Genomic DNA, 25,380 nt, shown 5'->3' with positions numbered 1-25,380 from the left:
TCATCAGCTGCGCACAACTAAGGTCGTGTTGGTTGAGCTTGATAGGCACTTACCTCAAGCTGGCCGGCTGGCGTGTAAGCGCGCACACGATTGTCGTACATGGCTTCAGCCGAGGCCACCGGCACCGTAAAACGACCGGCTGTGCTAACACGCACCTGATAAGTCAGCTCGGTCATTTGCGGTGCAATAGCGCCGTACCACAGCACGCGATCTTCACGAATGTCCATATAATCTGCCTGCCACAGGCCACTTTGCCTGGGTACTGAGCTGCGCACTACCTCAAAGCCAGCCGGTAATAAATCGGTAATCACCATATTACTGATCGTGGCACCCGTTAAGCTACGCAGCCGCAAACGCACGGTTAACAGCTGCCCTTGGCTTGCACTAGTGATTTTCTCGCCCTCACTGTTCAGGTAATCACGCACCAGCTCAACACCGTCTGCGCGGGCTTTGCTTGGTAATTGTGCCGCATAGCCTTGCTCTGATAAGGCATAAAACAATGGATAACCTGCATTTAAGCTAAATTGCTGTACCGCTTGCCCGGTTGTGGCATGCGCATAAGGCCAGTTATCCATAAGCGCTAACTTTTCGCCATCGGCTGATAAGGTGGGCAATACCGTTAAGGTATTTGGCTTGATATCGGCATAAGCTGCTAACGCCAAAATGCTGTAAGCCGCCGCTTGCGTATGATAATCGCCCGCAAATAACGGCTCGAGCTGTGTTAACAGTTGCTCGCTACTGAGCTGTGCTGCCTGCTCTGGGAAATGCCGCGCTAATAACAAAAGATACTGGCTATCTAAGTTAAACTGCGATTGAAACTCAGCGTTAGCAAAAGGCTGTGCTATGCGATTAACCGGTTTGTAGTCACGCTCAAGCAACGAGGTTTTGCCCGCTTGATAAGGTTTAAGCAAACTTTGCGCTAAGCTCGGTTGCTGCAAAATCTGATAACTGGCCGCCATGTACACCGCCAATATATCCGATTGCCAACGTTGTTCATGCTGCAATGTTAAGCGCTCATGCAAGTATGTTAGGGCATTACTGACTTGCTCGCCTTTTACACTTAACAAGTAAATTGCCTGTGCACGTAATCTCGCTTGATAAAGATTAGCGCCAGCGGCTTGGCTCACGCTGCGTAAATAATTCAGCGCCCGCTCCAGCATATAATGTGGCACAGCAAAACCTTGCTGCTCCGCTTCCAGTAAAAACTGGATCACATACAACGAGGGGAAATCTGCGCTTTGAGTATGGCCTGGCCAAAAAGCAAAGCCACCATCGGCTTGTTGTCGTTCGGCTAAGGCTTGCAGCAGCTTGGCAAACTTTTCATTTAATTGTGGCCACTGCGCTTGGAAATGCGCTTGCTTAACCAAAGGGATCCAAGGAAAAACTTGGCTAACCATCTGCTCGGTACAACCATGCGGGTAAGTATCTAAGTAATGACTTAAACGGTCGACCAATAGTAACGGGCTGCTACCCGCCGTAAGCTGCCGCTCGGCCAACACCGGCAACAACGCCGTAGCATTCAGTTGTTGCTGCCCACTTTTACTATAACCAAACTGCAATTGCCGCAAATAAGGCTGTGCAGGGCGAATACTTAAACTCAACTCTCGTTGACTGCTCTGCAGGCCATCAATCGTGGCCACACTAAAACGAATTGAGGCTTCGCCTGGTTGCTCGTTTGCCTTTAATTTCAGCCGCAGAACCTGTGCGGCGCCTTCATCCACAGTAATACTTTGCATGGGCTCACTGAGCAAGGTTAAACCTTGACTCACTGTTGTCTTAAGCTCTAACGGTAACGCTTTACCTGAGCCTTCAAGCATATTACTGATCGACAAACTGATCTCAAATTCATCTGCCGGTGCCACAGCCGTGAATACATCGGGCTGCAGAACAAAGGGCCCACGAACTAACACGTCTTGGCGAGTCGCCCCTAACGCCTGCTCAGAGACCCCCACGGCCATTAATTGCACCGTGCCATTAAAGGTATCGGGTAATCGCGCCTGATGCACACTGCCATTAGCATCGGTTTTCACCACACCTAACCAAAAGACGCCAGGTTGTTCCACCCGACGCGCGAACGGATTGGTGTCACTTTTCAATCGAGCCCCCGAAACCATTATCCTTTCAGTATCACCACCAGGGCCTGCCGTTAAACGCTGTAAGGCGCTAAATTCCGGTAAAATAAGATCAAGCATCTGCATACTGCGCACTTGTAAGGCACGTTTTTGTAAGAAAAACGCCAGTGGATCGGGTAAGTCGTAAGCGGCTACCTGCAAGATACCGGCATCGACACCGTACAGCAGCACATCGGCGGGCTGATCGCTGCTTAAGCTAAAGCTAAATTCTCGCCCGGGCTGGATCAACGCCGGTGCCGTTAAGTTAAGCTGCAAGGTTCTGGCAGCGCGAGCAATATTAAAGGGCTGCACCGCATAACTTAGCGGGCTTAACAGCAACTCAGGCGCACCGGCTGCGCGCACAAAACTAACATTTAAATAAGCATTACCTTGCAAGTCTGCCGGTATTTGAATGCGCTGCATACTGTGGCTGCTGTCTGCTTGAAACCAGCGAAAAGCGACGACCTTGTTCGTTTCAATGGTGATTAAACCACTTCCGGTATAAGGTGCCGTTACACTAAACTCTAACCACTCGCCCGGCTGATAATCGCTTTTGCTAAGTTTTAGTTGTAACTCGGCATTTTGCTCGAGTTGCGCTGTTAAATTAGCATTACCAACCACAGTGTAATCGGTTTGACTGACCACTTCACCAGCCTTATTAAACAGCTGCAGCTGATAATCGCCAGGTTGATCGGTATTCAACTGATAAGTTTGCCCTTGCTCGGCAATACTGAAGTTTTGCTCTGCTATGACTTTTTGCTGCAACACCGTTTGATATTGCAAGGTACCATCGGGTTGTTTCACCAAACTGGATAACGGTGTTTTTTGCACTAACTTTAGCGTTAAATTGTCTTGTGCTAACGGAGCTAACTGTTGATTAATGGCTAAAAAATGCAATTGCCGAGCTTGCTGTTGCTTTAAAAAATTCAGCGCACCATCGGCTTTCATGCCAATTAATACGGGGCTAGTCGCGATAAGCGCGCCATTACTGTGCTGTACTGCCCGCCCACCGGCGCTGTCAAACCCTTCAACGTACACTTGCAATTGCCAATGGCCCTGTTGGAAACGCTGCAGCGGTAAGCTAAAGGTCACCTGACCGGCGCTATCGGTTTGCTGCTCGGTTAAATTCTCGCGCTGCGCAACTAAGCTCTGCTCATTTGGGATCCCAAACTGATAATCTGGATAAGCATCAAATTGAAATGCGCTGGGCATCAAGACATAACGGGCAGCCACACGCCGCTGCTGCGCGGCACTGCCAAACAAGTTATCAAGTTGCAGTGCTAAACTTAATTGCTCAGGCAATAACCAACCGGTTGCCTGTTGATTAAACTTACTGGTTATTTTTAAGCTGTCAGGTAAAAACTCTTCTAGCTGAAAACTGACATCACCGAGTGTTTGTTGATGCCGGCCTTGCGAATCCACTAACATAATCAGGGCATCATATTCACCGGTATCGCTAAACTTAGCGGTGTCTAACTGAAAGCTTTGTAAACCACGCGCTGATAAAGTGAATTTTTGCTGATGCAGTGTATTACCTCTAGGCCCGTTAACCTGCAATTGTAAGCTGAGGTTTTTGGCTGTTACCGGTGCTAAATCACTGCGGCGAATAATACTGGCTAATTGCACCGTTTCACCCGGCCGGTAAATGCCACGATCGCTGAACATAAAGGCTTTAAGCTGAGCCGCATTGCCAGACTGATATTCGCCATCAATCGCAAAGCGCGAATAATCGAGTTGTCGACTGTAACGATTAAACGGAATAAACGTGCTGTCGGTGCGACCATTATCAGTGTGCTGGACCAAATACACCGTGGCCTGCTCCGCCTCTTTTAAGCCATTAGTCACACCCAGCTCCACATGGCCTTGCTTATCGGTGATGCCGCTGTAAACCGCCAAGCCATTACGCCCAAGCAATTGCACCTTGGCACCATTCACCGGTTTGCCGCTGGCTAAAGACATCACAAAGATTTTTTGGCTACTGTCTTGTTGGTGTTTCACCATCAAGCCTAAATCGGTGACCAACACTAGCCGCTTATCTAATACTTCGCCTAACCAATCCGGATACTTCGGATCGTGTTGATATAGCTCTACAAAATAAACGCCCATACCTTCACGCTGCAGGTGAGGTTTTAAATCTAAACTTAAAAACTGATTCTTTTGGGGTGTTTGATTATTGATTTCAAAGATCTGCTCGGTGATAACCGCGAGGTTTTCCGCACCGAAACTACGATTGTAAAAAAAGGGGTTGCTGATATCGCCGCCACTTTGACTAATAAGATGATTAAGATGTTGCGGTAATACCTTAGCCAATCGCACTTTTAGCTGTGGTAAGCCGCGGCTGACCAGTTGCAGCTTTTGCTCACCTGATAACATTAATACCGCACCCTCACCAGTGATCCGTGCTTCTTTTGGATAATCCGGTAACGTCATTACGCGTTGATAGGTTTGGCTTAGTTGATAATTATCTAAACCGGGTAAACCCGCCTTAACTATCACCGCCAATTGCCGCTGCGCCGGTAAATCCAATTTAATGGCAAAATCTTGTTGATGGGCAAAAGCACCGGGCTCTAGCTGATAATGCAATAACCTGGCTTGCGCTAAGATAGCCGGCGTTAACTCTGCGGCCGTCCAAGTGCGTTTCGCCGGATGTAGCGGTAACAGATATAACTGTAAATGTGCCGTCAGATCAGTAAAACGCACCCGATCAGTCAGGCTTAATTGCAATACTTGCTCAGGCTCCGCTTGGGCGTTGCGCACTAATTGCAATTGCGCATCACTGATCTGCAACACCGTAGCGTGATCGGGGATCAACACTTGCTGCTGTTGCGCCTCTTGCGTGCGGCCTTGACCATACTGCGCTTTAACGCCAGCGGCGAGCTCGAAAGTTAAAAATTGTGCTTGCTTAGGCAAACTAATCGGTTCGCTTTGCAGATACCAAACCCGTCCTTGCTCAGCACTTTGCAAGGTATAAGCAACAGACTGCGCTTTACTACCCAATTTTTCTGCGCTTTGCGGCAAGTTTAAACTCAACGCTTTTTGCAAACTTTGTTGCTCAACAGCATGAGTAAAAGCCAGCGTAGCTAAAATGCGTCGCACCGAAACCTGCTCGGGATCTTGATAAAACTGCAGTTGTTCTATGGCAACATTAAGGGCCGGACTGTCGAATGACCATTCGCGGGTAGCGAGAGCTAGCTTGTCGGCAAACCAGGTTTTAGGCAGTGTGATCTGATAACGCTGACCCGCTGGCCATGCTTGCTCGGGTAAAAACTGTAGTTGGTTATCATCCAGCCATTGCCACTGGCCCTGAATGGCGGGTGTGATCGTATCCCCTACCGCCAGGCTTTCACCGATTAAAGCCAACTTTGCTGCGCTTAAGTTTACAGTCGTTATCGGTAAACTGATCCGAGCGGGGTTAACATCGGCAAGTTGCGCGTTATCGCTGGCGGGGTCTTCCTGGTAAAAGCGCAATAATAACGGTGTGGGTTGTTCTTCCTGTTGTACTATTTCACCTTGGCCTGGCGCGATCACTTGCGCTAACACCTGCGGTGCCTTGGGCAGTTGCCAATAATAGCGAGTGAACAAGGCAAGGCTCATTAGCGCCAATAACACAATAAGCAAAGCCGAACCAAAACGCTTCGGCTGCGCTTTCGCTTGTTGTTGTAGCTTGGCTAACCAAGCCGGTGCAGCCCAGCTGAGCTGCCCAAACAGCCGAGTAAATAGAGACGAAGACCCTGACATACCCCATCCTTGCTCGCGTCAACCGCGGAAAATTCCTCAATATTGTTAAAGTATAGCCCTGTTATATTAATAACCGATGAACTCTTTTAAAAAAAGGCGGTGATAACCTAATGATTTAGGGAGAAAATTGAATTTAAACTAGCCGTAGTTCTTAGTGAAAATCAGATCCCACTAAAAAAGTGTTCAACATGAAATTTCATTCCGCACTACTAGGCATTGTAACGCTAGTCTTTGCTAGCTTTGCTACTCAAGGGCAAGGTGTCAGCATTACCGTGTTAGATCAGACTAACAAACCGTTGGCCGATGCGGTGATTGAAATTATCAGCCCTGATGTTAAAACAACCACAACAGCGAAAATCGCGCATGTCGCACAAGAAGATCTGGTGTTTGTGCCTTTTGTTACCGCGATTCAACAAGGTAGCCTAATCGAATTTCCCAATCGCGACAAAACCCGACATCATGTTTACTCTTTTTCCAGTGCTAAAACCTTTGAGATCCAACTGTATTCCGGTAAGCCTGAAGCGCCTGTTCAATTTGACGAGCCCGGTATCGTCGTTCTTGGCTGCAATATTCATGATTATATGCTGGCCTATATCTACATTGGTGAAAGCCCGCTGTTACTCGTTACCGATAAGGAAGGTAAAGTACAGTTCCCAGAGGTACCTGCGGGTGAACTTCGCTTAAAAATCTGGCATCCATGGCAAGTTGAGGCTTTAGCTGAGCAAGTGGTTACGCCAGATGAAACGGGCCATCTGACCTTTTCCTTGGCCATCGAAGACAATGAAAAGCCCAGTGCACCAAAGCGCGGCTTTGGTAGTTAAGTTTATTTATGCTAAAAAAACGCCTGGGGTAATAGCTTAAGCATTTGCCACTTTGGGTGGAGTCTGGAGATACACGATGATCACGCGTTTTACATTAGCCCTTTGTTGCCTACTTGCCAGCGCGAGCAGTGTTGCCGGCAGCAAAATCGTGGCGACAGGCGGTGCAAGTAGCATTGAAGGCAGTGCGGGCGGCGGTATAGTGCCGTGGGCAGTGATTAACGGTTATGGCAGCAGTGATGAGTGGAGCGCCACCGCTTTTACGAGCCGCGTCGGTGTTGATGATTTCACGCTAAATGTGTTTGGCGCCAGCGTCAGTTATGACAATAAATGGGAATGGTCGGTTGCCCGGCAAACCTTCAAACTAGATAGCATTGGCGGTGAATTACGCCAAGATGTGTTTGGTGTTAAATACCATATCGCCGGAGAACTGCTGTATACGGCATGGCCGCAAATCAGCGTTGGCTTACAGTATAAAAAACACCGTGATTTTGGCTTACCGCAAGCGGTTGGCGCTCGTGATGATAGTGGTGTCGATGTTTATTTTTCTGCCAGTAAAGTGTTGTTTGACCAAGTTGCCGGGCGCAATTTGCTACTAAACGGCACAGTGCGTGCCACTAAAGCCAACCAAACCGGTTTACTCGGCTTTGGCAGTGCTAGCGATAACGATTACCAGTTTGTCTTTGAAGGTTCAGCGGCTGTTTTGCTGAATTATAACGTGGCGGTGGGCATTGAATTTAAACAAAAGCCTGATCAATTAGACTTTGCTACCGAGCAACATTGGCGCGATCTGTTTGTCGCGTGGTTTATCAATAAGCATGTGTCGGTGGTCGGTGGCTATGTCGATCTTGGCAGTATTGCCGGTTTTGATCAGCAACAAGGTTATTATATTTCAGTAGAAGGAGCCTGGTAATGCGCACCATCACCCCCTTAGTTTTCGCGTTACTGTTGACGGCTTGTAGCCAACACCCCCAACCTAGCTTGTATCAACAACTCGGTGGCGAGCCGGGTATTGCCGCCATTACCGATGGTTTATTGCAAAAAATTGAACAAGATCAACGTATCGTGCATCACTTTGCCGATACCGATATTGCACGTTTTCGCCGATTACTAGCCGAGCAGCTGTGTAATATCAGCGGCGGCCCTTGTGAATATACTGGTGGCACCATGCAAGAAAGCCATACCGGCTTTAACATTACCTTGGCGCATTACGATGCGTTAGTCGAAAACTTAATTGACGTGATGCAACAACAACAGATTAGCATCAGCGCGCAAAATCAGTTATTGGCCCTACTTGCGCCCATGTACAAAGACATCACATATCGCTAATCACCTTTCCTCCTGAATGCGCTAAGCTACCTCCTCCGACCACACTCAGACACCGGCAAGAGCTCAGACCTCTGACCGCACTCAGAGACAGGTTGGACCACACTCCGAGACTGGTTGGACCGGTGTCTGAGTGTGGTCGGACAACTGAAACTCAATGAGCTTTAATCTCGTAACACGCTATTCACTCAGTGGCACATAACGCAGTTGTCCGGCAATTTGCGTTGAATGAAACAAGGCAAATCGGCCTACCCTGAGCTCTAACGGCAAACAGGCCGGCAAGGGCCCCTCGTGATCCACTTTTCTAAGTAAGGTAATATGCGGCTTAAATTCAGGGTGCTGTGCCTCAAAGCCTTGTTGCTGACACAACTGCGTGATCTGCTGTTGTAGCTGCATTAAAGGTTCAGGAACGACACTGGGCGCTAAGTAAGCAATTTTAGGTTTGGCGAAATAGCCCAATTTATCGAAAGTGAGCGTTATATCAATTGGCGCAATCTTCTTCGTCGCAGACAGTAAAAACGGCTCTTGCTCACTGTCTACTTGACCAAGAAAAAACAAGGTTAAATGAAAGTTATCCGCAGTCACAATTCGCGCATGAGGATACTGCGTTATCAGCTGCATCTGATAGGTTAGGATAGCTTGTTGCTGCGCTGGGGAAAATTGCAGTGCAAAGAACAGTCTTTTCATACGCTCATGCGCTAAGTTAAGGAAGCTAAAGCCGCGGTTATTGTCAGCGAGACCTGCTCGGTTTTCTCATCACAAGCAAGCGCCTAGTGTGTGCCAGGCACTTGCTTGTTCAAGACTAACCGCGTTGCGCTTTGCCGTTTTGCGGCCGCTTCGCTTTTGGTTTCGCTGCTGTCGGGCCATTAGTACTAGCTGGCGTAGCTGGCTTTTGGCCGTTGAGTTTGGCTTTAGGCTTGCCCGTATTATCGGCGCGGGTGGCTTTAGCCGCCGGGTTTAACCCCGTGTGCCGCGTTAATGCCGGCTTACCCCCCCGAAGAGGTTTGCGCTGTTGCTCGTCTTTGCTTTCCGGTGGTACTAAACAATCTTTGCCCCGGCCGATTAAATGCTGTAAACCCATCTTCGTTAGTGCTTCGCGAATACTTGGCCAGCCTTTTGGATCGTGATAACGCAAAATGGCTTTATGTAAACGGCGTTGCCGCTCACCTTTGGGTACCGGCACCGCTTCTTTATTCGCTTTATTAATGTTTTTCAGCGAATTCATCTCGGTGTGATAAATCGTAGTGGCATTGGCCATCGGGCTTGGATAAAAGTTTTGTACTTGATCTAGTCTGAAATCACGCTCTTTTAACCATAAGGCTAAATTCACCATATCCATATCGGTGGTGCCAGGATGCGAGGCAATAAAATACGGGATCAGGTACTGCTCTTTGCCCGCTTCTTTACTAAAGCGATCAAACATTTCTTTAAATTTATCGTATGCGCCCATACCCGGCTTCATCATCTTACTTAATGGGCCCTCTTCGGTATGCTCAGGGGCAATTTTTAAATAACCGCCGACATGATGCTGCACTAATTCTTTCACATAGTTAGGATCTTCTACCGCCAAGTCATAACGGACACCCGAGGCAATCAGAACCTTTTTGATACCTTCGATATTACGCGCTTCACGGTACAACTCTACCGTCGGGCTTTGATCGGTATCCATGTGCTCACAAATGGTCGGATAGACACAGGAAGGTCGACGACACGTTTGCTCTGCTTTCGGGTTTTTACAATTTAAGCGATACATATTGGCCGTGGGCCCACCTAAATCGGAGATAACGCCGGTAAAACCCGGCACTTTGTCACGAATGTCTTTGATCTCTTGCATAATCGACTCTTTCGAGCGACTTTGAATAATCCGGCCTTCGTGCTCAGTAATGGAACAAAACGAACAGCCACCAAAACAGCCTCGCATAATATTCACTGAGGTTTTAATCATTTCATAGGCAGGGATCTTGGCTTTACCATACACCGGATGCGGAATACGCTGATAGGGCAAACCAAACACCAGATCCATCTCTTCGGTACTCAGCGGAAAAGCCGCAGGATTTACCCAAATATGCCGATCACCATGACGCTGCATAATGGCGCGCGCACAGCCTGGATTGGTTTCTTGATGCAAAATACGTGAGGCATGGGCATACAACGGCTTATTCACACTCACCTGCTCAAACGCTGGTAGCTTAACGTAAGTCAGCTCCCACGGTTTTTGCCGTGGTGCCTGCACGATAATAGGTTTGGCTTCCACTTCTGCCGGTTTAGTTAAATCAATACCGGCTTTGGCAAATTCAGAATAACTGCTACAGCCGACATCATCAGCACCGTAAGGATTGGGAATCGGGTCGATTTTGCCAATTTTATCAATGGCGGTGGAATCTACGCCGCGCCAGCCCGGCAGAGGCTCTTTGCGGATCACCGCAGTACCGCGTACATCCTGAATATCGGCCACCGGAATACCACTGGCAAGGCGGTAGGCTACTTCAATTAACGGCCGCTCGGCATTGCCATAAATTAAGATGTCAGCTTTGGCATCAAAAATAACTGAACGGCGAACTTTCTCAGACCAATAATCATAATGGGCAATACGGCGTAAACTGGCTTCAATACCGCCGATAATAACCGGCACATCACTGTATGCTTCTTTACAGCGCTGGGTATAAACAATTACCGCGCGATCCGGTCTTTTACCCCCAATATCGCCGGCGGTGTAAGCATCGTCATGCCGCAATTTTTTATCGGCGGTATAACGGTTGATCATCGAGTCCATATTACCGGCAGACACACCGTAAAACAGATTAGGTTTGCCTAAGCGCATAAAGTCGGTTTTGCTATGCCAATCGGGCTGGGCAATAATCCCCACGCGATAACCCTGTGCTTCTAGCATACGCCCAACTACTGCCATCCCAAAGCTGGGGTGATCAACATAAGCATCGCCAACCACTAAGATAATGTCGCAGCTATCCCAACCGAGTTTGTCCATTTCGGCGCGAGACATCGGTAAAAAAGGCGCGGTGCCGTAACATTCGGCCCAGTATTTTGGGTAAGAAAACAGATCGCGCTCAGGCGCCATCCGGGCTACCGGAGCAGATTTACGAAGATTTACAGTAGTCGCGGACATAATTACAGCACCTGAGTGTTACAAGGCCGCATATTATACAGGGTGTACGATTGAAAGGCGAATAAGCCGCATGACTTTACCGCTTCGCGGGACTACACTGAATTTTTAGTATGAACGATTTTAGCTGATGTCTAACTTACGCCCACGTCAATTGCTGTTACTGTCGCTACTTGCCGGTTTTTTAACCATGGCGTTAAAAACCCTGGCTTGGTATTTAACCGATTCGGTGGGTTTTTTATCTGACGCTATCGAGTCGCTGGTGAATGTCGCGGGCGCAAGTTTTGCGCTAATGATGGTAACACTGGCCAAACGCCCTGCTGATGAACACCATCCTTTTGGCCACAGCAAAGCAGAATACTTCTCAGCCGCTTTTGAAGGCGGCATGATTTTTCTGGCGGCGCTGGCGATTATGTTTACCGCCGTTGAGCGTTTGCTCAATCCTCAACCTTTACTAGGCTTAAATATCGGCATCGCACTAACCGTGCTGGCCAGCCTGCTTAACTTAGCTGTGGGCTTGCTACTGGTTAAAGGTGGTCAACAACATCAATCGCCGGCCTTAGAGGGGGATGGCAAACATTTATTAACCGATGTTTGGACCACTGCTGGCGTGGTTATCGGGGTCGTGTTAGCGGCATTAACGGGGTTTATTTGGTTGGATGCCTTGGTGGCTATTTTGGTGGCCTTACATATTCTGCGTGAAGGCGGCAGTATTTTATTCAAGGCGATAAATGGCTTAATGGACAGAGCCTTGACTGCAGAGCAAATTGCCACGATTGAACAAATTTTTGTCGAGCTGGGTAATCGCCAGGCGCAGTTTACTCATTTACGCACCCGCGCTGCCGCCACCCAAGCGTTTGCGCAAGCGGATTTGCTGGTGCCCGGTGACTGGAGTGTCGAGCGTGCGCATCAATTAGCTGATGCTGCCGAGCAACAATTACTCAGCTTAGGTGTGCAATTAACAGTACATATTGAACCGTTGGACTATAACAGCTCAGATAACAGGCTACTCAATCCAACCGTTCATTAACTCACTTTAGCCAGTCATATTGGCAAGATGCTGCATTAGCTCGCGACCTTGGCGCGATACTCTTCAGCAACGAACGACATCGCTAGGCGGCGCTAAATGCCGAGAGACAGTCAAAACTATATCGCCAAGCCTGGCATACTGACCGCTAAATTAATGAAGCGCTGCTGGTGTTGCTGCAAGGCCGCCAAGTCTTCGCTGGTTAAACACGGCTGAATCACTTTTTGCATATGACTGGTTTGCGCCAAGGTTTTTTCAACTTGATCGCGCTGCGCTTGCGGTAAAAACGGCAACGACTGCTGTGACAGATTCAACATCGGCTGCATCGATTGCAGAACCGGCCAAGCCCCTTTCGCGGTTAACTCTAAAAAGACTGCCGGAGTAAGCTGGTGCGCGGCCAAAATTTTTTGCATCTGCGCCACATACTCTTTACCGCTTTCTTTCGCTTGTAACTCACTAACATGCTGTGGCCAGTTGCAATGTGGCTGTAATCTTAACCGCTTTAACTCCGCGGGGCTGTCCTGCTCAATTTTCGCCAATTGCGGTAAAACCGCTTCTAAGCGACTAATGTTTTGCTCAGTAATCACGGTAGCAGCCGACAACACACTACTAAAGCCAAACAACGGCAACATCAGCGCTAATACTTTCATTCGCATAAAAACCTCTTCACTATTTAAGTAAATTGCTCCACAAAACCAGCGACAAGTCTCTTAATCTGTGCGGTCCAACCTGTCTCTGAGTGCGGCCAGAGCTCAGAGCTCGTACCGGTGTCTGAGTGTGGTCGGAGCTGTCTCTGAGTGTGGTCTGATCTGTGTTTTACGCGCTTAAGGCTGAACGGTGGCTGAAAGCACGTTTAGCTTGGATTATCTTGGCGTAATAACCGCTGCAAAGCGCCAAAACGCCAATCGCGTAGCGCTAGAACCACGCTACTGCCATGGCGCTGACTGAGCGGCAACTGACTGTCTTGTTGAACTAATTCATTAAATTCATTAGCAAGACGTTTTAGTTTTCGTTGAAACACCGCGTTATTCGATACCGACAACATGCCATTTAATACCAGTAAGCATTCTTGATCGCCGTTAAAACGATGATGAATGAAATCAGTTGCCAATTGCTGTTGAAAGAAGCGTTGAATGGGACCATCGTTACGCCAGCTAAAATTGGGGGCAACTTTTAATTTAATGCGGTTTTGCGGTAACAGTTCAATCAACTTTAAACGGTCTAATTTAATCAACTTTTGCAAACATTCAGTTGGCGTCAGTTGATACCACTGCAGCATGTCTTGCATCGTCCAATGATTTAACGCCGATACCGCCACCACTAACAAGGTCAGATCTTCAGTTAACTGCTGCTCTTGCTGTTCACTCAGTTGCGTCACCTGCCACTGGGCTTGCTCTAATAAACGCAGCAAATCTGTAAAATCGAGCGCCATCAGCTGACAAATGCTTTCAATGCGCGCCAGCGTAAACTGTTGCTGGGAAAACATCCGTTTTACACTGGCTTCAGTCAGCTCAAGATGAGCCGCAACCTGTTGGTAAGTAAAACCATGCTGTTTTAAGGCCTGTTTTATCACTTTAATTAATGCGTTACTTTGTTGCATCGGAAGATCAGCTATTGTTATACCCAGCCTTAAAAGTAGCGTATTACGCTACCAAAAGCGATAAATGTTGCTGCTTTTATTTTTTAAGTAGCGCTATGTTCACTTGCCTGCTAGTTTAATGCGTAAGCAAACCTGCTCAACCTAAAGGACGCTATTATGGCTCTATCAATTCGTCAAATCAGCATTAGTCTTGCCCTACTTTGCAGTTTAACCGGTTGCGCCAGCCAGCAAATGGGCAGTCGCAGTAGCGTGGTCGAGTACCTCTACCCCACTGAAAATGAAGTGATGATCAGCCCAGCGACACCGATTTTACAATTACCTATTCGTTTGGGTATTGCCTTTGTACCGGCTGATCGCAGTCATCAACGTGGCGACAATCCTTGGGCGTGGCAAAACACTGGTGCCAACCTGCTGACCGAGCCGGCCAAGATGCAAATTTTGGATAACATTGCTGCACAATTTAGAGAACGTGACTTTATTGGCGATATTCAAGTGATCCCCAGCGCCTATTTGCGGCCGCAAGGTAGTTTTACCAATCTTGATCAACTAAAAACCATGTTTGGTGTCGATGTCATTGCTTTAGTATCGTTTGATCAAGCGCAGTTTAGTGACGAATCCAAAGCGGCGCTGAGTTATTGGACCTTGGTAGGTGCTTATTTAGTATCGGGGCAAAAAAACGATACCAGCACGTTAATGGACACGGCGGTTTATGCCATCGACAGTCGTAAGTTGTTATTTCGAGCTCCGGGCGTCAGCCAAATACAAGGGCGCTCCACACCCATTAATTTAAGTGAAGAACTACGGCTTGATAGTAGCGCCGGCTTTGCTGCCGCCAGTGAAGATATGATCAGCAATTTAGAAACTGAATTACAACGCTTTACCGAGCGTTTAAAAGCACGGCCAGAGGATATCCAAATTGTCAAAAGCAGCCATTACCGTGGTGGCGGTAGCTTCGGTTCAAGCTTTTTAATTATCATATTTGGCCTTTGGCTGAGTCGGCAACGTGCTCGCCACCCACTCAGCCAAAGTTAAAGGTTAAGCTCTTTTCAATAACCGATGTTGCCAACGCTGACTGCGCAGTAACAACTGCGCACAACCGGCGCGTAACTTTATCAAGCCATAATAATTTAACGGTACCAGCAGCAAACTCGTTAAGGTAGAGAATAACAAGCCACCGATGATCGCTAAGGCCATCGGTGCATAGCTGGGGCCGTCACCGCCAATCGAAGTGCCGCCTAACGCCAGGGGCACTAAACCCAACACCGTGGTCGATACCGTCATTAAAATTGGCCGTAGCCTTAAAGTACAGGCTTCTACAATCAAAGTTTTTAGCGGCATATCAGGCTGTAATTGCCGATCCTGATTAATACGATCAACCAATACGATGCCGTTATTCACCACAATACCCATTAATACCAGCATACCAATCATGCCCATCACCCCCATGCTGGTACCGGTGAGCCAGAATGTCCAAAACACCCCAACAAAAGAAAACAACAGGCTGCTGATCACCGCATTGGGCAGTAATAACGATTCAAATAACGCCGCCATTACAATGTAAATCATCGCCAGCGCCAGCAACATATTCACCATCATCACTTGCTGCTCTTCGTTTTGCCGTACAAAGCCGCCTTGATAAGACCAACGATAACCATCGGGTAATTGCACCTGTTGCATTAACTGATCGATTTGCGCTCTCGCCTCTTCGTTTTTAACCTCCGGCTGTAATGCTAATTGCAATGCTATGCCGGTCTGCCGTTCGAAGCGTTGGATCGACTGTAACCGTGGCATCACCTTTAATTCCGCCACCTGCGACAATGAAATACTGACACCGTTAACCACCGCCACGGGCAAGGCAGCAAGCTCGGCCGGTGATTGGCTGATGCGCTCATCGTAAATCAAGCGGATCAACAGCTCCCCCTGCTCACTGCTACGAAAGGTACGTAAATTGACCCCACGTAACGCCAACGCAACGGCATTCGCTACCTGATCGGCCGCCAATTTAAGGCGATCCAGCTCAGCACGTTTAAGTATGATTTGAATTTCTTGTTGACCTTTCGCCAAATCAGAGCTCACTTCGGCAAGGCTGGGCAAGCTTTGTAACAGCGGTTGGATCTCACCCGCTAAGCTTAATAAACGCTCAGTCGAATTGCCTAATAAGTGTAGCTGCAACGCATTGTTATTATTACCAAAACTAAATGAAGGTTGCGAACGCACCAACGTTGGCCAGTCGGCGCGAATGTGCTCTTTTAGTTGCGCTAAGGGCACTTCAAGCTCAGGTTTCAGTAGAATAATCGACATGGCATGCCCAGCACGATAATAACTGTATACAGAAGCGATACCAAACTCTGCCTGACGACTGTATAAAAACGCTTCCATCGTTGACACTTCTGCCCGCACTTCTTCTAGGCTGTAATTGCCTTGCACATTGTAATTTAGGTACAAGCGGCTATTATCTTGGTCTTCATCACTACTAGTACCCATTTGTGAAAAGGGTAAGCCCGCACTGGCTAGCACCAACAAGGCGGCAACACTGGCTGTTTTTGGCCAATTCATCACCAGTGTCAGCGCACGATGATAAAACTGCTCTAAGGCTGAAGCGGTTTGTTGCGGTTGTGGCTGCACACTTAATTTGGTGGTTAACAACGGGATCAGCGTTAAGGCTAACAATAAAGAAATGCCCAAGCATAAACAGATGGCAATGGCGACATGCTCTAAAAAGATGGTCAGCTGCATCTTTTCACCAATAATATTCGGTAAAAACACTATCGCCGTAGTGGCTGTACCCGCTAATACCGCCAAGCCAACGCGCTTTACTCCCCGCTCGGTCGCCGCGCGAATATCGCCGCCTGCTGCACGTTCCCGAAAGATGCTTTCGGTGACAACTACCGCATTATCAACCAGCATACCTATGGCTAACATTAAGCCCATCATGCTAAGAATATTTAAGCTGTAGCCCATAAAATACATGGCGCCCAGCGCAATCACGATGGCCGCAGGCACCGATAACACCACAATTAAGGTGGTGGTTAAATGCCGTAAAAATAAAAACAACACAATAAACGACAGCAAAGCGCCGATGGCACCGGCCATTAATAAATCACGCAACGACGTTGTCACGCTGTCGGCCAAATCATCCATCACAAATAAATTGATGCCATTAAACGCCGGGTTCGCTTCAGCCTTTGCCACAACTTGCATGGCGGCAGCGGCAACATCCACTAGGTTAGCACCCGACTCTTTGTACACGTTCATACCAACCGCGTAGGTTTGATTTAAATGGCGCCCTTCTTGGCGTTTAGGCAGTTCAAGCTCAACGCTGGCCAGATCGCGTAGTTGCAAACCGGGGCGTATCGGCAAAGCAGCGATCTCACTTAAATCTTGATACTCACCCAGCGGTTTCACTAAGACACTTTGCTCTGGATTACGTAACTCGCCGGCACTTAACGAAAAATTACTGCCGCGTAATTGCGCCAGTAAACTACTGGCATCAACATTCAGGGCGCGCAATTTGTCGGGATCAAGGCGAATAATGACTTGGCGTTTTTCAACACCGTATAATTCCACTTTTGATACGCCCGGCACGCGCTCTAATGGCCGCTTAATTTGCTGTTCCAGCAGATCGTAGGCCATCGCCAAATCACGCTCAGAAGAAATGCGTAATTGAAAAATCGGCAAATCGCTAGTGTTAAATTGAAACAGCAACACGCGCTCGACATCGCTTGGCAGCAAATGCCGAATACTATCAAGACGTTCGCGTACCTCTAAGCCCTTGCTGCTGATGTTTTCGCTCCAACGAAACTCAAGCGAAACATCACCGCTGTTTTCATTGGCAAAACTGCGCAAACGCTTAATACCACTAACCGTAGCCAATGCTTCTTCCAAAGGGCGGGTAATTAAACGCTCTACTTCAGCAGGGCTAGCATTAGGATACGGCACAGTGACATATAATTGCGGCACATCAATACCCGGCAGCATCTCTAGCGGCAATAACCTGCTGGCTAAACCGCCGAGTAACAGAAGCGAAATAAAAAACATGCAAATAGTCACCGGCCGACGCAAGGCTAACCGGGTTAACCCTAAGGGTTTTTCTGTTGTAGGTTGCTCTGTGTTCATACTTGCGCCTCCGTAACAACAGCGCTTTGGCGGTTTTGCTGAAAACTATACAGCACTGGTATAAACACCAAGGTTAATAAGGTGGCTAAACTTAAACCGAAAATGACCGTGATCGCCATCGGCGCCCGAATTTCACTGCCTTCGCCAGTACCAAGCGCCAGTGGTAATAAACCGAGCACCGTGGTTAAAGTGGTCATCAACACGGGGCGTAAACGACTTTGCCCAGCCAGTATAATGGCCTCGGTCATCGCTTGGCCTTCTGCTCGCAATTGATTGATGCGGTCAATCAGCACAATGGCGTTATTTACTACGATACCGGCTAACATAATTAAACCAATAAACACAATCACTGATAACCGTGTATCTGTTAGCCACAAACCTAACACCGCCCCTGCTCCTGCTAGCGGCACCGTAAATAAAATCAGTAAGGGTTGAAGTAAATTCTCAAACTGCGAGGCCATTACTAGGTACACCAAGAACACGGCCAATAACAACGCAAACAGCAAAGAGCTGTATGCGCGGGCCATTTCTTCGCTTTGGCCCATCACCTGCACTACTTGACCTGGCGGCAACACCAGTTGCTGTAACAGTGTATTAGCACGGTCTGTAGCTTGCTCTAAATCACCATAGGCTAAATTGGCCGTGACAATGGCAACCCGCTGCTGGCCAACTCGGGTAATTTCGCTTGGGCCCACTTCACGGCGCACTTGCGCAACGGCACTTAACGGCAAAGGCTCGGCTGCACCGGGGTTGATAATCAGTTGCGCCAGTTGTAATTCATATTGCCGATATTGCTCAGCTAAGCGTACGCGAATATCAATCTTACGATCGTTTACCGAAAACTGCCCCGCCACTTCACCGCCGATATAGGTTGCGACACGCTTGGCCACCTGCTGTGCTGTCATACCTAATTGCGCCAAACGGGCATGATCAAAATACAGCGTAATCTCAGGCTGGCCTGGCCGTAAACTCGATTTAACATCCGTAAAGCGCTGATCGGCACTTAATAAGCCCTGCAAGCGCTCTGCCGATTCGGCTAGCTGGGTTAAATCATAACCACTAATTTCAATTTCTAACGGCGTGCTAAAACTAAACAACTGCGGCCGGTCAAAGTGCGCGTTTACCCCTGGCTGTAAGGCTAAACTGCGGCGCAGCTCTTCTTGCAATAATTGCTCGTCTGCAGCACTACTCTCATCGGTTAACACCACATGTAAACGGCCCCAATGGCTGCCACCAATGGCGGGATCAACTGTCATTTGCGCGCCAGTACCGGCTAAACCATAGCTGCGCGCCACCACCGGATATTGCTCTAATTGCTTAGCTAGCTGCTTTAACAGTGCATCCGTTTGCTCAATTGCCGAGCCTACCGGTAATTGCACATCAACATAAAACTCACCTTGGCTAAGTTGTGGCAACACATCAGCCCCTAAGCGCGGTAGCAAGCTAAAGCAGGCCCCTGCGGCAATAAAAGTAACAAGTAAAGTCAGCGTTTTCGCCCGCAGCGCAGCACGAAGCACTTTCAGATAGCTTTGCTCTGTTACACTTAATACCCATTGCACCAACAACACGGCAGGGCGACACAGCCAATACAAGCCTTTTGCAATAAGACTAAATAGCAGGCTCAGCACGCTAACCAGCGATAATAGTACAAGGTAAAAACCGCGACCAATTAAGCGCAGCGGCAATAATAGCCAGTGATACCAACGTGAGGGTTTTAATGATGGCAAGGGTGCAGGGGCTTGATCGCTCTCTAAAGATCTCGCTTTACGACTGCGCGCAGCCATGGTCGGAATTAACGTCAGAGCCACTACCAGCGACACTAACAAAGCAAAGGTCACGGTTAAGGCTTGATCACGAAACAGTTGCCCGGCGATACCTTCAACAAAGACCAAGGGGAAAAACACGGCAACCGTGGTTAAAGTAGAGGCCGTAATCGCCATCGCTACTTCACCGGCGCCTTTTTGCGCAGCAGCTTTACCCGATAACCCCAGCTCTTTGTGCCGGGCTATATTTTCCAGTACCACAATGGCATTATCGACCAGTAAACCCACCGCCAAGGCAATACCGCCTAGGCTCATCATATTCAGCGTAATACCCTGACCGTACATCAAATTAAAGGTCGCAATCACCGAAACCGGAATGGAAACCGAAATTATCAAGGTGGCCCAAGCATTTCGTAAAAACAAATACAGCACTAACATCGCCAGCAAACCGCCGACCATACCAGCAGATTTTACATCGGAGATGGCTTGTTTAATAAATTGAGATTGATCAGATAGCACCTCTAGCTGATAGCCTGGCGGCAGCATTTTACGTAGCTCAGGCAAACGCGCCAATAACCCTTCAGCCACGCGCACCGTGTTGGCATCGCCTTCTTTATAAATAGCCAGCTCAATGGCCTGACTGCCATTGATGTAACTGATACTTTGCCGATCAGCAAAGGCATCTCGCACCTCGGCCACATCTTTTAGGCGAACTTGGCTGTTGCCAACCGTAGTTAAATACAGATTTTCAATTTCTTGCAGCTCAGCAAATTGGTTAATGGTTCTGACCAAATAATCATAAGAGGCGGTTTCTAACCGTCCGCCTGCTAAATTAATATTTTCGGCTTTTAAGCGCTGGGTGATCACGCTGATATCAAGTTGCAGCTGACTTAACTTTTGTGGATCCACCAAGATCTGAATTTCTTGGGTTAACCCCCCGTCTGGGCGCACCGCAGCGATACCGCTAAACGATTCAAGCTTGCGGCGTAAATCTTCTTCGGCAAAGGTACGGATACTGACCAACTCTGCTGCGGTCATGTTTGCTTTAGACAACGACAGCCGCACCACCGGGTCTAGGTTGGGGTTAAAACGCAGTAATAACGGTTTATCAACATCTAAGGGTAAGAACAACACATCCAGTTTCTCTCGCACTTCTAACAGCGCCAGATCCATGTCCGTGCCCCAATCAAACTCCAGTACCACGTCAGAGCGCCCAGCTCGAGATACCGACGTGACTTTACGAGCCCCTTTAACAATGCCCAGCGCTTCCTCAACCGGCTTACTGACCAGTTGCTCTACTTCAGCTGGGGCCGCGCCTATATAGGTAGTACGTACCGTTAAGCTAGGATAGGACAGATCGGGTAGTAAATTAACCGCTAAGCGACCGACCGACACTAAACCAAATAATACAATGGCGAGGGTAAACATCCAGACGGTAACCGGCCGGTTTACAGCAGTATTGACCAAACTCATGATTAACGTCCTTGTTAGAATTCGCGCTCAGAAACAACCTTGACCAAGCTCTGATCTTTTAATGCAGCATGACCTGCAACCACCACCTGATCACCCACGTTTAAACCTTCAAGCACTTCAACCATATGATCAGCGGTGTACCCCAAAGACACTTGGCGACGTTGCACCCGATTGTCGGCATCTAACACCATCACACCGGCTAAATTATCTAAGGTAATGAGCGCGCGCTTAGGGATTAACAGTGCCTGTTCTCGGGTATCAAATTGGATCTCTACCTGACTAAACATGCCGGCTTTGAGCTGCCTTGCTTGGTTATCAATAATCAGCGTGGTACGCACCGTACCAGAACTGGCATCGACCACAGGCGCGACGCGACTAATACTGGCAGTAACACTGGGTACGCCAGCAAAGCTTAGTATGGCGGCTTGGCCACTTTTCGCTTGCAGCATTTGTTGCTCAGGTAAATGCACCACCGCTTCTAATTCGCTTTCACTGACCAAATAAAACAGTGAATTTGGCGCCAATTGGTTAATCAATTGGCCGGTTTTAACAAAACGCCGTGCCACCACTGCGTTAAACGGTGCGCGAATTTCGGTTTCTCGCAAATTTAACTCAGCCAGTGCAACGCCGGCTTGCATGGCCGAGACTTGCCATTTTAGTTTTTCATACACGTCGGTACTAACCAATTTGCGCTGATGCATTTCATGCATGCGGCTTAATTCAGATTCTAAGCGGCCTAACTCTGCCCGCTCTTTGGCTAACAAGTGTTGTTGCCGCTCGTTTTCTAAAACCGCTAACAATTGCCCCGCTTTAACCTGATCGCCTTCTTCCACGAGCACTTGCTGCACGATACCGGTGCTTTTCGCCATCATGTCGGCTTCAGCCCGCGCTGTTAAGGTAGTGGTTGTACGATAACTGCTACTGATGGCCCCTAAACGCGAACGTGACGTTTCTACTGGGATTGCCACCTCAGCGGCAGCGGTGCTGTTCGGGCTACTTTGCGCCTTATTGCATCCTGTTAAAACTACGCTACCGAGAAACACCACCGCCACTAATGCTAATTTCGCCTGCATTTTTCCATTCCTTGAACTATAAAAAGTATTATAGATATTTGTTGCAGCCACTATGCCAAAACTAAAATAAAAATATAATCAGTAAGTTAGCAGATAATTGTTACAATTCATGTTTTTTAACATGGTAATTAAATAGCGTAAATAACGATTAATTAGTCAATTTAACTAGCCTTGCTAAACTTTCAGCCTGATAGCGGCGTAAAACGAAGTACAGGCTGCGTTCAGCTTGGCTTGCTAAATTATTATACTGTGAGGCTCGTATAAACTGCGCTAAACTCGCTGTAATAATTGTTTGTTTCAGGATGAGGTGTCTGATGTCTGTTGTTAACGTGCTAAAAACCAGCTTATTGCTGCTGACCACCACGCTTGTATTGGCCGGTTGCGCCAGCCCGAAACAAGCTAATATTGACTATGACCGTTCGGTTAACTTTCAACAATATCAAACCTTTGCTTTTTTTAAGCCCACCGAAACGGTTGAGGCAACAGCCGAAACTAAAACAGCTGATACGGCAGAGACTGCTGCGACAGCCCCTAGCTACGATCCGCTACAAGCGCAACATTTTAAAGCCGCCATCATTCGCGAAATGACCGATTTAGGCTATCGCTACAATGAGCAAAGCCCGCAATTATTAGTGAATTACCAGATCAATACAGAGAATCGGGAAGATGTTCGCAGTTCGCCTTTTAGCATTAACGCCGGTTATGGCTTTTTCGGTCGCAATAGCGCTTTGAGTTTCGGCTTTCCTATTTTTGGCGGTGTTGAAACACATCGTTACAAAGTAGGATCAATTCTGATTGATGTGATTGATGCCAGCGAGAATCGTTTAATTTGGCAAGGTATGACCGAAGGTAAATTAGCAGCAGACTCGAAAGTACATTCGCAAGATAGTATTAGCGCAGCGGTGGCGCTGATTTATCAGCGTTACCCTACACGGTTAAGTGCCGACAACAAATAAATGCTTTAGCCAGTGCCTCAACAGCACTGGCTTAATGCCCGAAGATTTAATCAAGTGCTGCCAACAAGGTATTACATTGAGTTATAATGTCGACTATTAACACCCTAGATGCTCAAGCCCGCTGATGTCCTTAGTTAACTGCTTTGCCCTTCGACCATGAACCCACGAATTCCTCTAACTAAAGCAATTGCTTCGCGCGGTTTTTGTTCGCGCCAAGCGGCAAACCGTTTGATCAGTGCAGGCCAAGTGTTGGTTAACGGTGAGCCGGCTCGATTACAACAACGAGTTGCTGTTGATGATGAAATCCAGATTAACGGTCAAAGCTTAGCACCTGCCCCAGCATGGCAATATTGGCTTTATCATAAGCCGGTGGGTATCGATTGTAATAATCGAGCTACTGATCCCGCCAGTGTCGCGCACGTGCTGTCACAATTACCGGTTCGAGCCTTTGCCGTGGGTAGGCTGGATAAAGACTCACGCGGTTTATTACTGCTGACCAATGATGGCGAACTTGCCCAGCGCTTACTTCATCCACGTTATCAGCACCATAAGCGCTATCGAGTGCGTGTGCAGCAAGCGATTACCGATGCAAACGCCCTGATCAAAGCTTTTGCCGATGGCATAACATGGCAAGTGGGGCCGCATCAATATCAAGCAAATCCCTGTTTAGTTAAGGTATTAACTGCACACAGCTTAGAAATTTGCCTCAGTGAAGGACAGCATCGGCAAATTCGTTATATGTGCCGAGCGCTCGGCTTTAAAGTGGTTGATTTGTGTCGGATCGCTATTGGCGATTTACCACTTGGTGATCTCGAAGAGGGCCGCTATCGGCCTTTAACTACAATCGAATTAGCACAACTTCGTGCGTTGCAAACGCCAGAGCCAACAACTTAGTGCTAACGTTAAACTATACATCAGCAAAGAGCCCATAATCACCCCAGGCCAAGCCGCCCACTGCCAAAATGGTTGTAGGTAAACGCCACCACTACTGGCGCCGATATAGTAAAACACCAGATATAACGCACTGGCACTGGCTTTTGCGCGGGTAGCCTGTTGATTGACATAACTGCTGGCGAGTGAATGGCACAAAAAGAAACCAAAGGCGCTGATAAAAAAGCCCGTTACCATTCCCAACAGCCCTGCAAAAAGCGTCATAATTGAGCCTAACATCATAATCAACACCCCCAGCGCCATCGCGCCGGGCAAATTAAGCCTCTGGGCAATTTTAGCGGAATAAGCCGAGCCTAAAGTGCCAGTTAAATAAGTTATAAATAACAGCCCGATAAGGCCGCTACTTAAATTAAACGGCGTGGCTGCCAGCACAAAGCTGGAGTAGGTATATTGGTTTAAAAAGACTAAAAAATTTAAGCCACCAATCAGGTAGGTTAATAATAATAATGGCTGGCGTAAGTGATACAGATTATCTCGTAAAGCCTGTTTTAAACGAAACGGTTGACGCACAAAATACTGAGCGGCCGGTAAATAGCGCCAAACCGCATAACAACTGAGCGCCCCTAACAGCGTCATTGGCCAAAACACCCATTGCCAATGCCCCAAATCCGCTAAACCACCGGCGAGCAAGCGCCCTGAGATCCCGCCTAATGAATTGGCACTGATGTAATAGCCCACCGCGCTCACTAACGCCGGCTTACTGTATTCTTCGCCCATCCAGGCAATTGCAATCGCCGGCAAGCCCCCCAAACAACAGCCTTGTACTGCCCGAAGTAACACCAGGCTACTGAAACTTTGCACTTGCGTGAGTAACAAGGTACTTACGCTCATGCCAATTAAAGTGGCTAACAGCAGCGTTTTGCGCCCCCATGCATCCGATAAAGCAGCATATACCAGCAGCGACAGGCCCAAACACAATGTTGCCACGGTATAACTCATACTGGCTTGCAGCGGGGTTAACGCAAATTGACGGCTAATTTCCGGCAACAGCGGCTGCATTAAATGCAAATTAGCAAATACCGCCACGGCGGCTAAACAAAGTGCTGCAACACTGCGGTAATAAGCGGCAGATTTATATTCGATCACTGACTATGCTCAGTTAACTACTTGCGGTTATTGTAACGGATCGCCAACCGCGAACAAACCAACTGACCAACTAATCACAATAAAACTCCCCCCCCCAATAAAACGTCTCTGAGTAAGGTATGACCAGTACCGGAGTGTGGTATGACCTGTCTCTGAGTAAGGCCCGACCAGTACCGGAGTGTGGTATGACCTGTCTCTGAGTGAGGCCCGACCTGTACCGG

16 protein-coding genes are annotated in these 25,380 nt (G+C 48.1%); 7 read left to right on the top strand and 9 right to left on the bottom strand.

Annotation, left to right across the window (positions count from 1 at the left end):
- Nucleotides 1-17: 17 nt before the first annotated feature.
- Entirely contained in the window at nt 18-5,849 is a 5,832-nt protein-coding gene (locus tag ORJ01_RS12185) for an alpha-2-macroglobulin (RefSeq protein ID WP_306178256.1), read from the bottom strand.
- A 188-nt stretch (nt 5,850-6,037) separates the two neighbouring features.
- On the opposite strand from ORJ01_RS12185, the gene ORJ01_RS12180 reads away from it, so the two are divergent.
- The 3 genes from ORJ01_RS12180 to ORJ01_RS12170 all read left to right on the top strand — a co-directional run bounded on the left by ORJ01_RS12180 (nt 6,038) and on the right by ORJ01_RS12170 (nt 7,996).
- Nucleotides 6,038-6,670: a methylamine utilization protein gene (locus tag ORJ01_RS12180; protein WP_306178255.1), complete on the top strand. Its 633-nt coding sequence runs from the start codon at nt 6,038-6,040 to the stop codon at nt 6,668-6,670.
- Nucleotides 6,671-6,746: 76 nt separating this feature from the next.
- Nucleotides 6,747-7,580 (top strand): DUF3034 family protein, encoded by an 834-nt coding sequence (locus ORJ01_RS12175; RefSeq protein WP_306178254.1) that lies wholly within the window; start codon nt 6,747-6,749, stop codon nt 7,578-7,580.
- Complete coding sequence (locus ORJ01_RS12170; protein ID WP_226750118.1) at nt 7,580-7,996, top strand: group 1 truncated hemoglobin; 417 nt, start codon at nt 7,580-7,582, stop codon at nt 7,994-7,996. Before ORJ01_RS12175 ends, ORJ01_RS12170 begins: the two co-directional genes overlap by 1 nt.
- A 177-nt stretch (nt 7,997-8,173) precedes the next feature.
- Here ORJ01_RS12170 and thpR read toward each other — a convergent pair whose 3' ends face one another.
- Together thpR and ORJ01_RS12160 are read right to left on the bottom strand one after the other, a co-directional pair.
- The gene (gene thpR / locus ORJ01_RS12165; protein WP_306178253.1) at nt 8,174-8,680 is read right to left on the bottom strand and encodes an RNA 2',3'-cyclic phosphodiesterase; all 507 of its coding nucleotides are present in this window, start codon (nt 8,678-8,680) and stop codon (nt 8,174-8,176) included.
- Nucleotides 8,681-8,795: 115 nt separating this feature from the next.
- Nucleotides 8,796-11,069, bottom strand: a complete 2,274-nt coding sequence (locus ORJ01_RS12160; protein WP_306178380.1) for a YgiQ family radical SAM protein — start codon at nt 11,067-11,069, stop codon at nt 8,796-8,798.
- Between the two features lie 175 nt (nt 11,070-11,244).
- On the opposite strand from ORJ01_RS12160, the gene ORJ01_RS12155 reads away from it, so the two are divergent.
- Nucleotides 11,245-12,144, top strand: a complete 900-nt coding sequence (locus tag ORJ01_RS12155) for a cation diffusion facilitator family transporter (RefSeq protein WP_306178252.1) — start codon at nt 11,245-11,247, stop codon at nt 12,142-12,144.
- A 116-nt stretch (nt 12,145-12,260) separates the two neighbouring features.
- Here ORJ01_RS12155 and ORJ01_RS12150 read toward each other — a convergent pair whose 3' ends face one another.
- The gene (locus ORJ01_RS12150; protein ID WP_306178251.1) at nt 12,261-12,797 is read right to left on the bottom strand and encodes a hypothetical protein; all 537 of its coding nucleotides are present in this window, start codon (nt 12,795-12,797) and stop codon (nt 12,261-12,263) included.
- Between the two features lie 197 nt (nt 12,798-12,994).
- Nucleotides 12,995-13,741 carry a helix-turn-helix domain-containing protein gene (locus ORJ01_RS12145; RefSeq protein WP_306178250.1) on the bottom strand — a complete coding sequence of 249 codons (747 nt, stop codon included), beginning with the start codon at nt 13,739-13,741 and terminating at the stop codon, nt 12,995-12,997.
- A gap of 156 nt (nt 13,742-13,897) precedes the next feature.
- Between ORJ01_RS12145 and rhlP the strand changes: the two genes are divergently transcribed.
- Entirely contained in the window at nt 13,898-14,773 is an 876-nt protein-coding gene (rhlP, locus tag ORJ01_RS12140; RefSeq protein WP_306178249.1) for a rhombotarget lipoprotein, read from the top strand.
- Nucleotides 14,774-14,776: 3 nt separating this feature from the next.
- Here rhlP and ORJ01_RS12135 read toward each other — a convergent pair whose 3' ends face one another.
- The 3 genes from ORJ01_RS12135 to ORJ01_RS12125 are packed head-to-tail and all read right to left on the bottom strand — an operon-like array spanning nt 14,777 to nt 22,166.
- On the bottom strand, nt 14,777-17,857 hold the full coding sequence (locus ORJ01_RS12135; RefSeq protein ID WP_306178248.1) for an efflux RND transporter permease subunit: 3,081 nt from the start codon (nt 17,855-17,857) through the stop codon (nt 14,777-14,779).
- On the bottom strand, nt 17,854-21,093 hold the full coding sequence (locus ORJ01_RS12130) for an efflux RND transporter permease subunit (RefSeq protein ID WP_306178247.1): 3,240 nt from the start codon (nt 21,091-21,093) through the stop codon (nt 17,854-17,856). Before ORJ01_RS12130 ends, ORJ01_RS12135 begins: the two co-directional genes overlap by 4 nt.
- Nucleotides 21,094-21,107: 14 nt before the next feature.
- Nucleotides 21,108-22,166: an efflux RND transporter periplasmic adaptor subunit gene (locus tag ORJ01_RS12125; RefSeq protein WP_226750126.1), complete on the bottom strand. Its 1,059-nt coding sequence runs from the start codon at nt 22,164-22,166 to the stop codon at nt 21,108-21,110.
- A 314-nt stretch (nt 22,167-22,480) separates the two neighbouring features.
- Here ORJ01_RS12125 and ORJ01_RS12120 point away from each other — a divergent pair, with 314 nt between their 5' ends.
- Nucleotides 22,481-23,122 (top strand): DUF4136 domain-containing protein, encoded by a 642-nt coding sequence (locus tag ORJ01_RS12120; RefSeq protein ID WP_226750127.1) that lies wholly within the window; start codon nt 22,481-22,483, stop codon nt 23,120-23,122.
- A gap of 156 nt (nt 23,123-23,278) precedes the next feature.
- A complete protein-coding gene (locus ORJ01_RS12115) occupies nt 23,279-24,016 on the top strand; it encodes a pseudouridine synthase (RefSeq protein ID WP_306178246.1) in 738 nt (245 codons plus the stop codon).
- On the opposite strand, the gene ORJ01_RS12110 is transcribed toward ORJ01_RS12115, so the two are convergent.
- A complete protein-coding gene (locus ORJ01_RS12110; RefSeq protein WP_306178245.1) occupies nt 23,972-25,159 on the bottom strand; it encodes an MFS transporter in 1,188 nt (395 codons plus the stop codon). The genes ORJ01_RS12115 and ORJ01_RS12110 overlap by 45 nt on opposite strands.
- Nucleotides 25,160-25,380: the final 221 nt, after the last annotated feature.

Source organism: Alishewanella sp. SMS8, assembly GCF_030737935.1.
GTDB classification, from domain to species: Bacteria; Pseudomonadota; Gammaproteobacteria; order Enterobacterales; family Alteromonadaceae; genus Alishewanella; species Alishewanella maricola.
The sequence above is the reverse complement of the archived record's forward strand: the minus strand, read 5'-3'. Positions and strand labels throughout refer to the sequence as shown.

What these genes read in the sequence shown, in the direction of transcription:
- ORJ01_RS12155 (WP_306178252.1), top strand. Translation starts at nt 11,245, where the DNA reads ATGTCTAACTTACGCCCACGTCAATTGCTGTTACTGTCGCTACTTGCC.
- ORJ01_RS12115 (WP_306178246.1), top strand. Translation starts at nt 23,279, where the DNA reads ATGAACCCACGAATTCCTCTAACTAAAGCAATTGCTTCGCGCGGTTTT.
- ORJ01_RS12130 (WP_306178247.1), bottom strand. Translation starts at nt 21,093, where the DNA reads ATGAGTTTGGTCAATACTGCTGTAAACCGGCCGGTTACCGTCTGGATG.
- ORJ01_RS12180 (WP_306178255.1), top strand. Translation starts at nt 6,038, where the DNA reads ATGAAATTTCATTCCGCACTACTAGGCATTGTAACGCTAGTCTTTGCT.
- thpR (WP_306178253.1), bottom strand. Translation starts at nt 8,680, where the DNA reads ATGAAAAGACTGTTCTTTGCACTGCAATTTTCCCCAGCGCAGCAACAA.
- ORJ01_RS12185 (WP_306178256.1), bottom strand. Translation starts at nt 5,849, where the DNA reads ATGTCAGGGTCTTCGTCTCTATTTACTCGGCTGTTTGGGCAGCTCAGC.
- ORJ01_RS12145 (WP_306178250.1), bottom strand. Translation starts at nt 13,741, where the DNA reads ATGCAACAAAGTAACGCATTAATTAAAGTGATAAAACAGGCCTTAAAA.
- ORJ01_RS12125 (WP_226750126.1), bottom strand. Translation starts at nt 22,166, where the DNA reads ATGCAGGCGAAATTAGCATTAGTGGCGGTGGTGTTTCTCGGTAGCGTA.
- ORJ01_RS12160 (WP_306178380.1), bottom strand. Translation starts at nt 11,069, where the DNA reads ATGGCGCCTGAGCGCGATCTGTTTTCTTACCCAAAATACTGGGCCGAA.
- ORJ01_RS12135 (WP_306178248.1), bottom strand. Translation starts at nt 17,857, where the DNA reads ATGAACACAGAGCAACCTACAACAGAAAAACCCTTAGGGTTAACCCGG.
- ORJ01_RS12120 (WP_226750127.1), top strand. Translation starts at nt 22,481, where the DNA reads ATGTCTGTTGTTAACGTGCTAAAAACCAGCTTATTGCTGCTGACCACC.
- ORJ01_RS12150 (WP_306178251.1), bottom strand. Translation starts at nt 12,797, where the DNA reads ATGCGAATGAAAGTATTAGCGCTGATGTTGCCGTTGTTTGGCTTTAGT.
- ORJ01_RS12170 (WP_226750118.1), top strand. Translation starts at nt 7,580, where the DNA reads ATGCGCACCATCACCCCCTTAGTTTTCGCGTTACTGTTGACGGCTTGT.
- ORJ01_RS12175 (WP_306178254.1), top strand. Translation starts at nt 6,747, where the DNA reads ATGATCACGCGTTTTACATTAGCCCTTTGTTGCCTACTTGCCAGCGCG.
- rhlP (WP_306178249.1), top strand. Translation starts at nt 13,898, where the DNA reads ATGGCTCTATCAATTCGTCAAATCAGCATTAGTCTTGCCCTACTTTGC.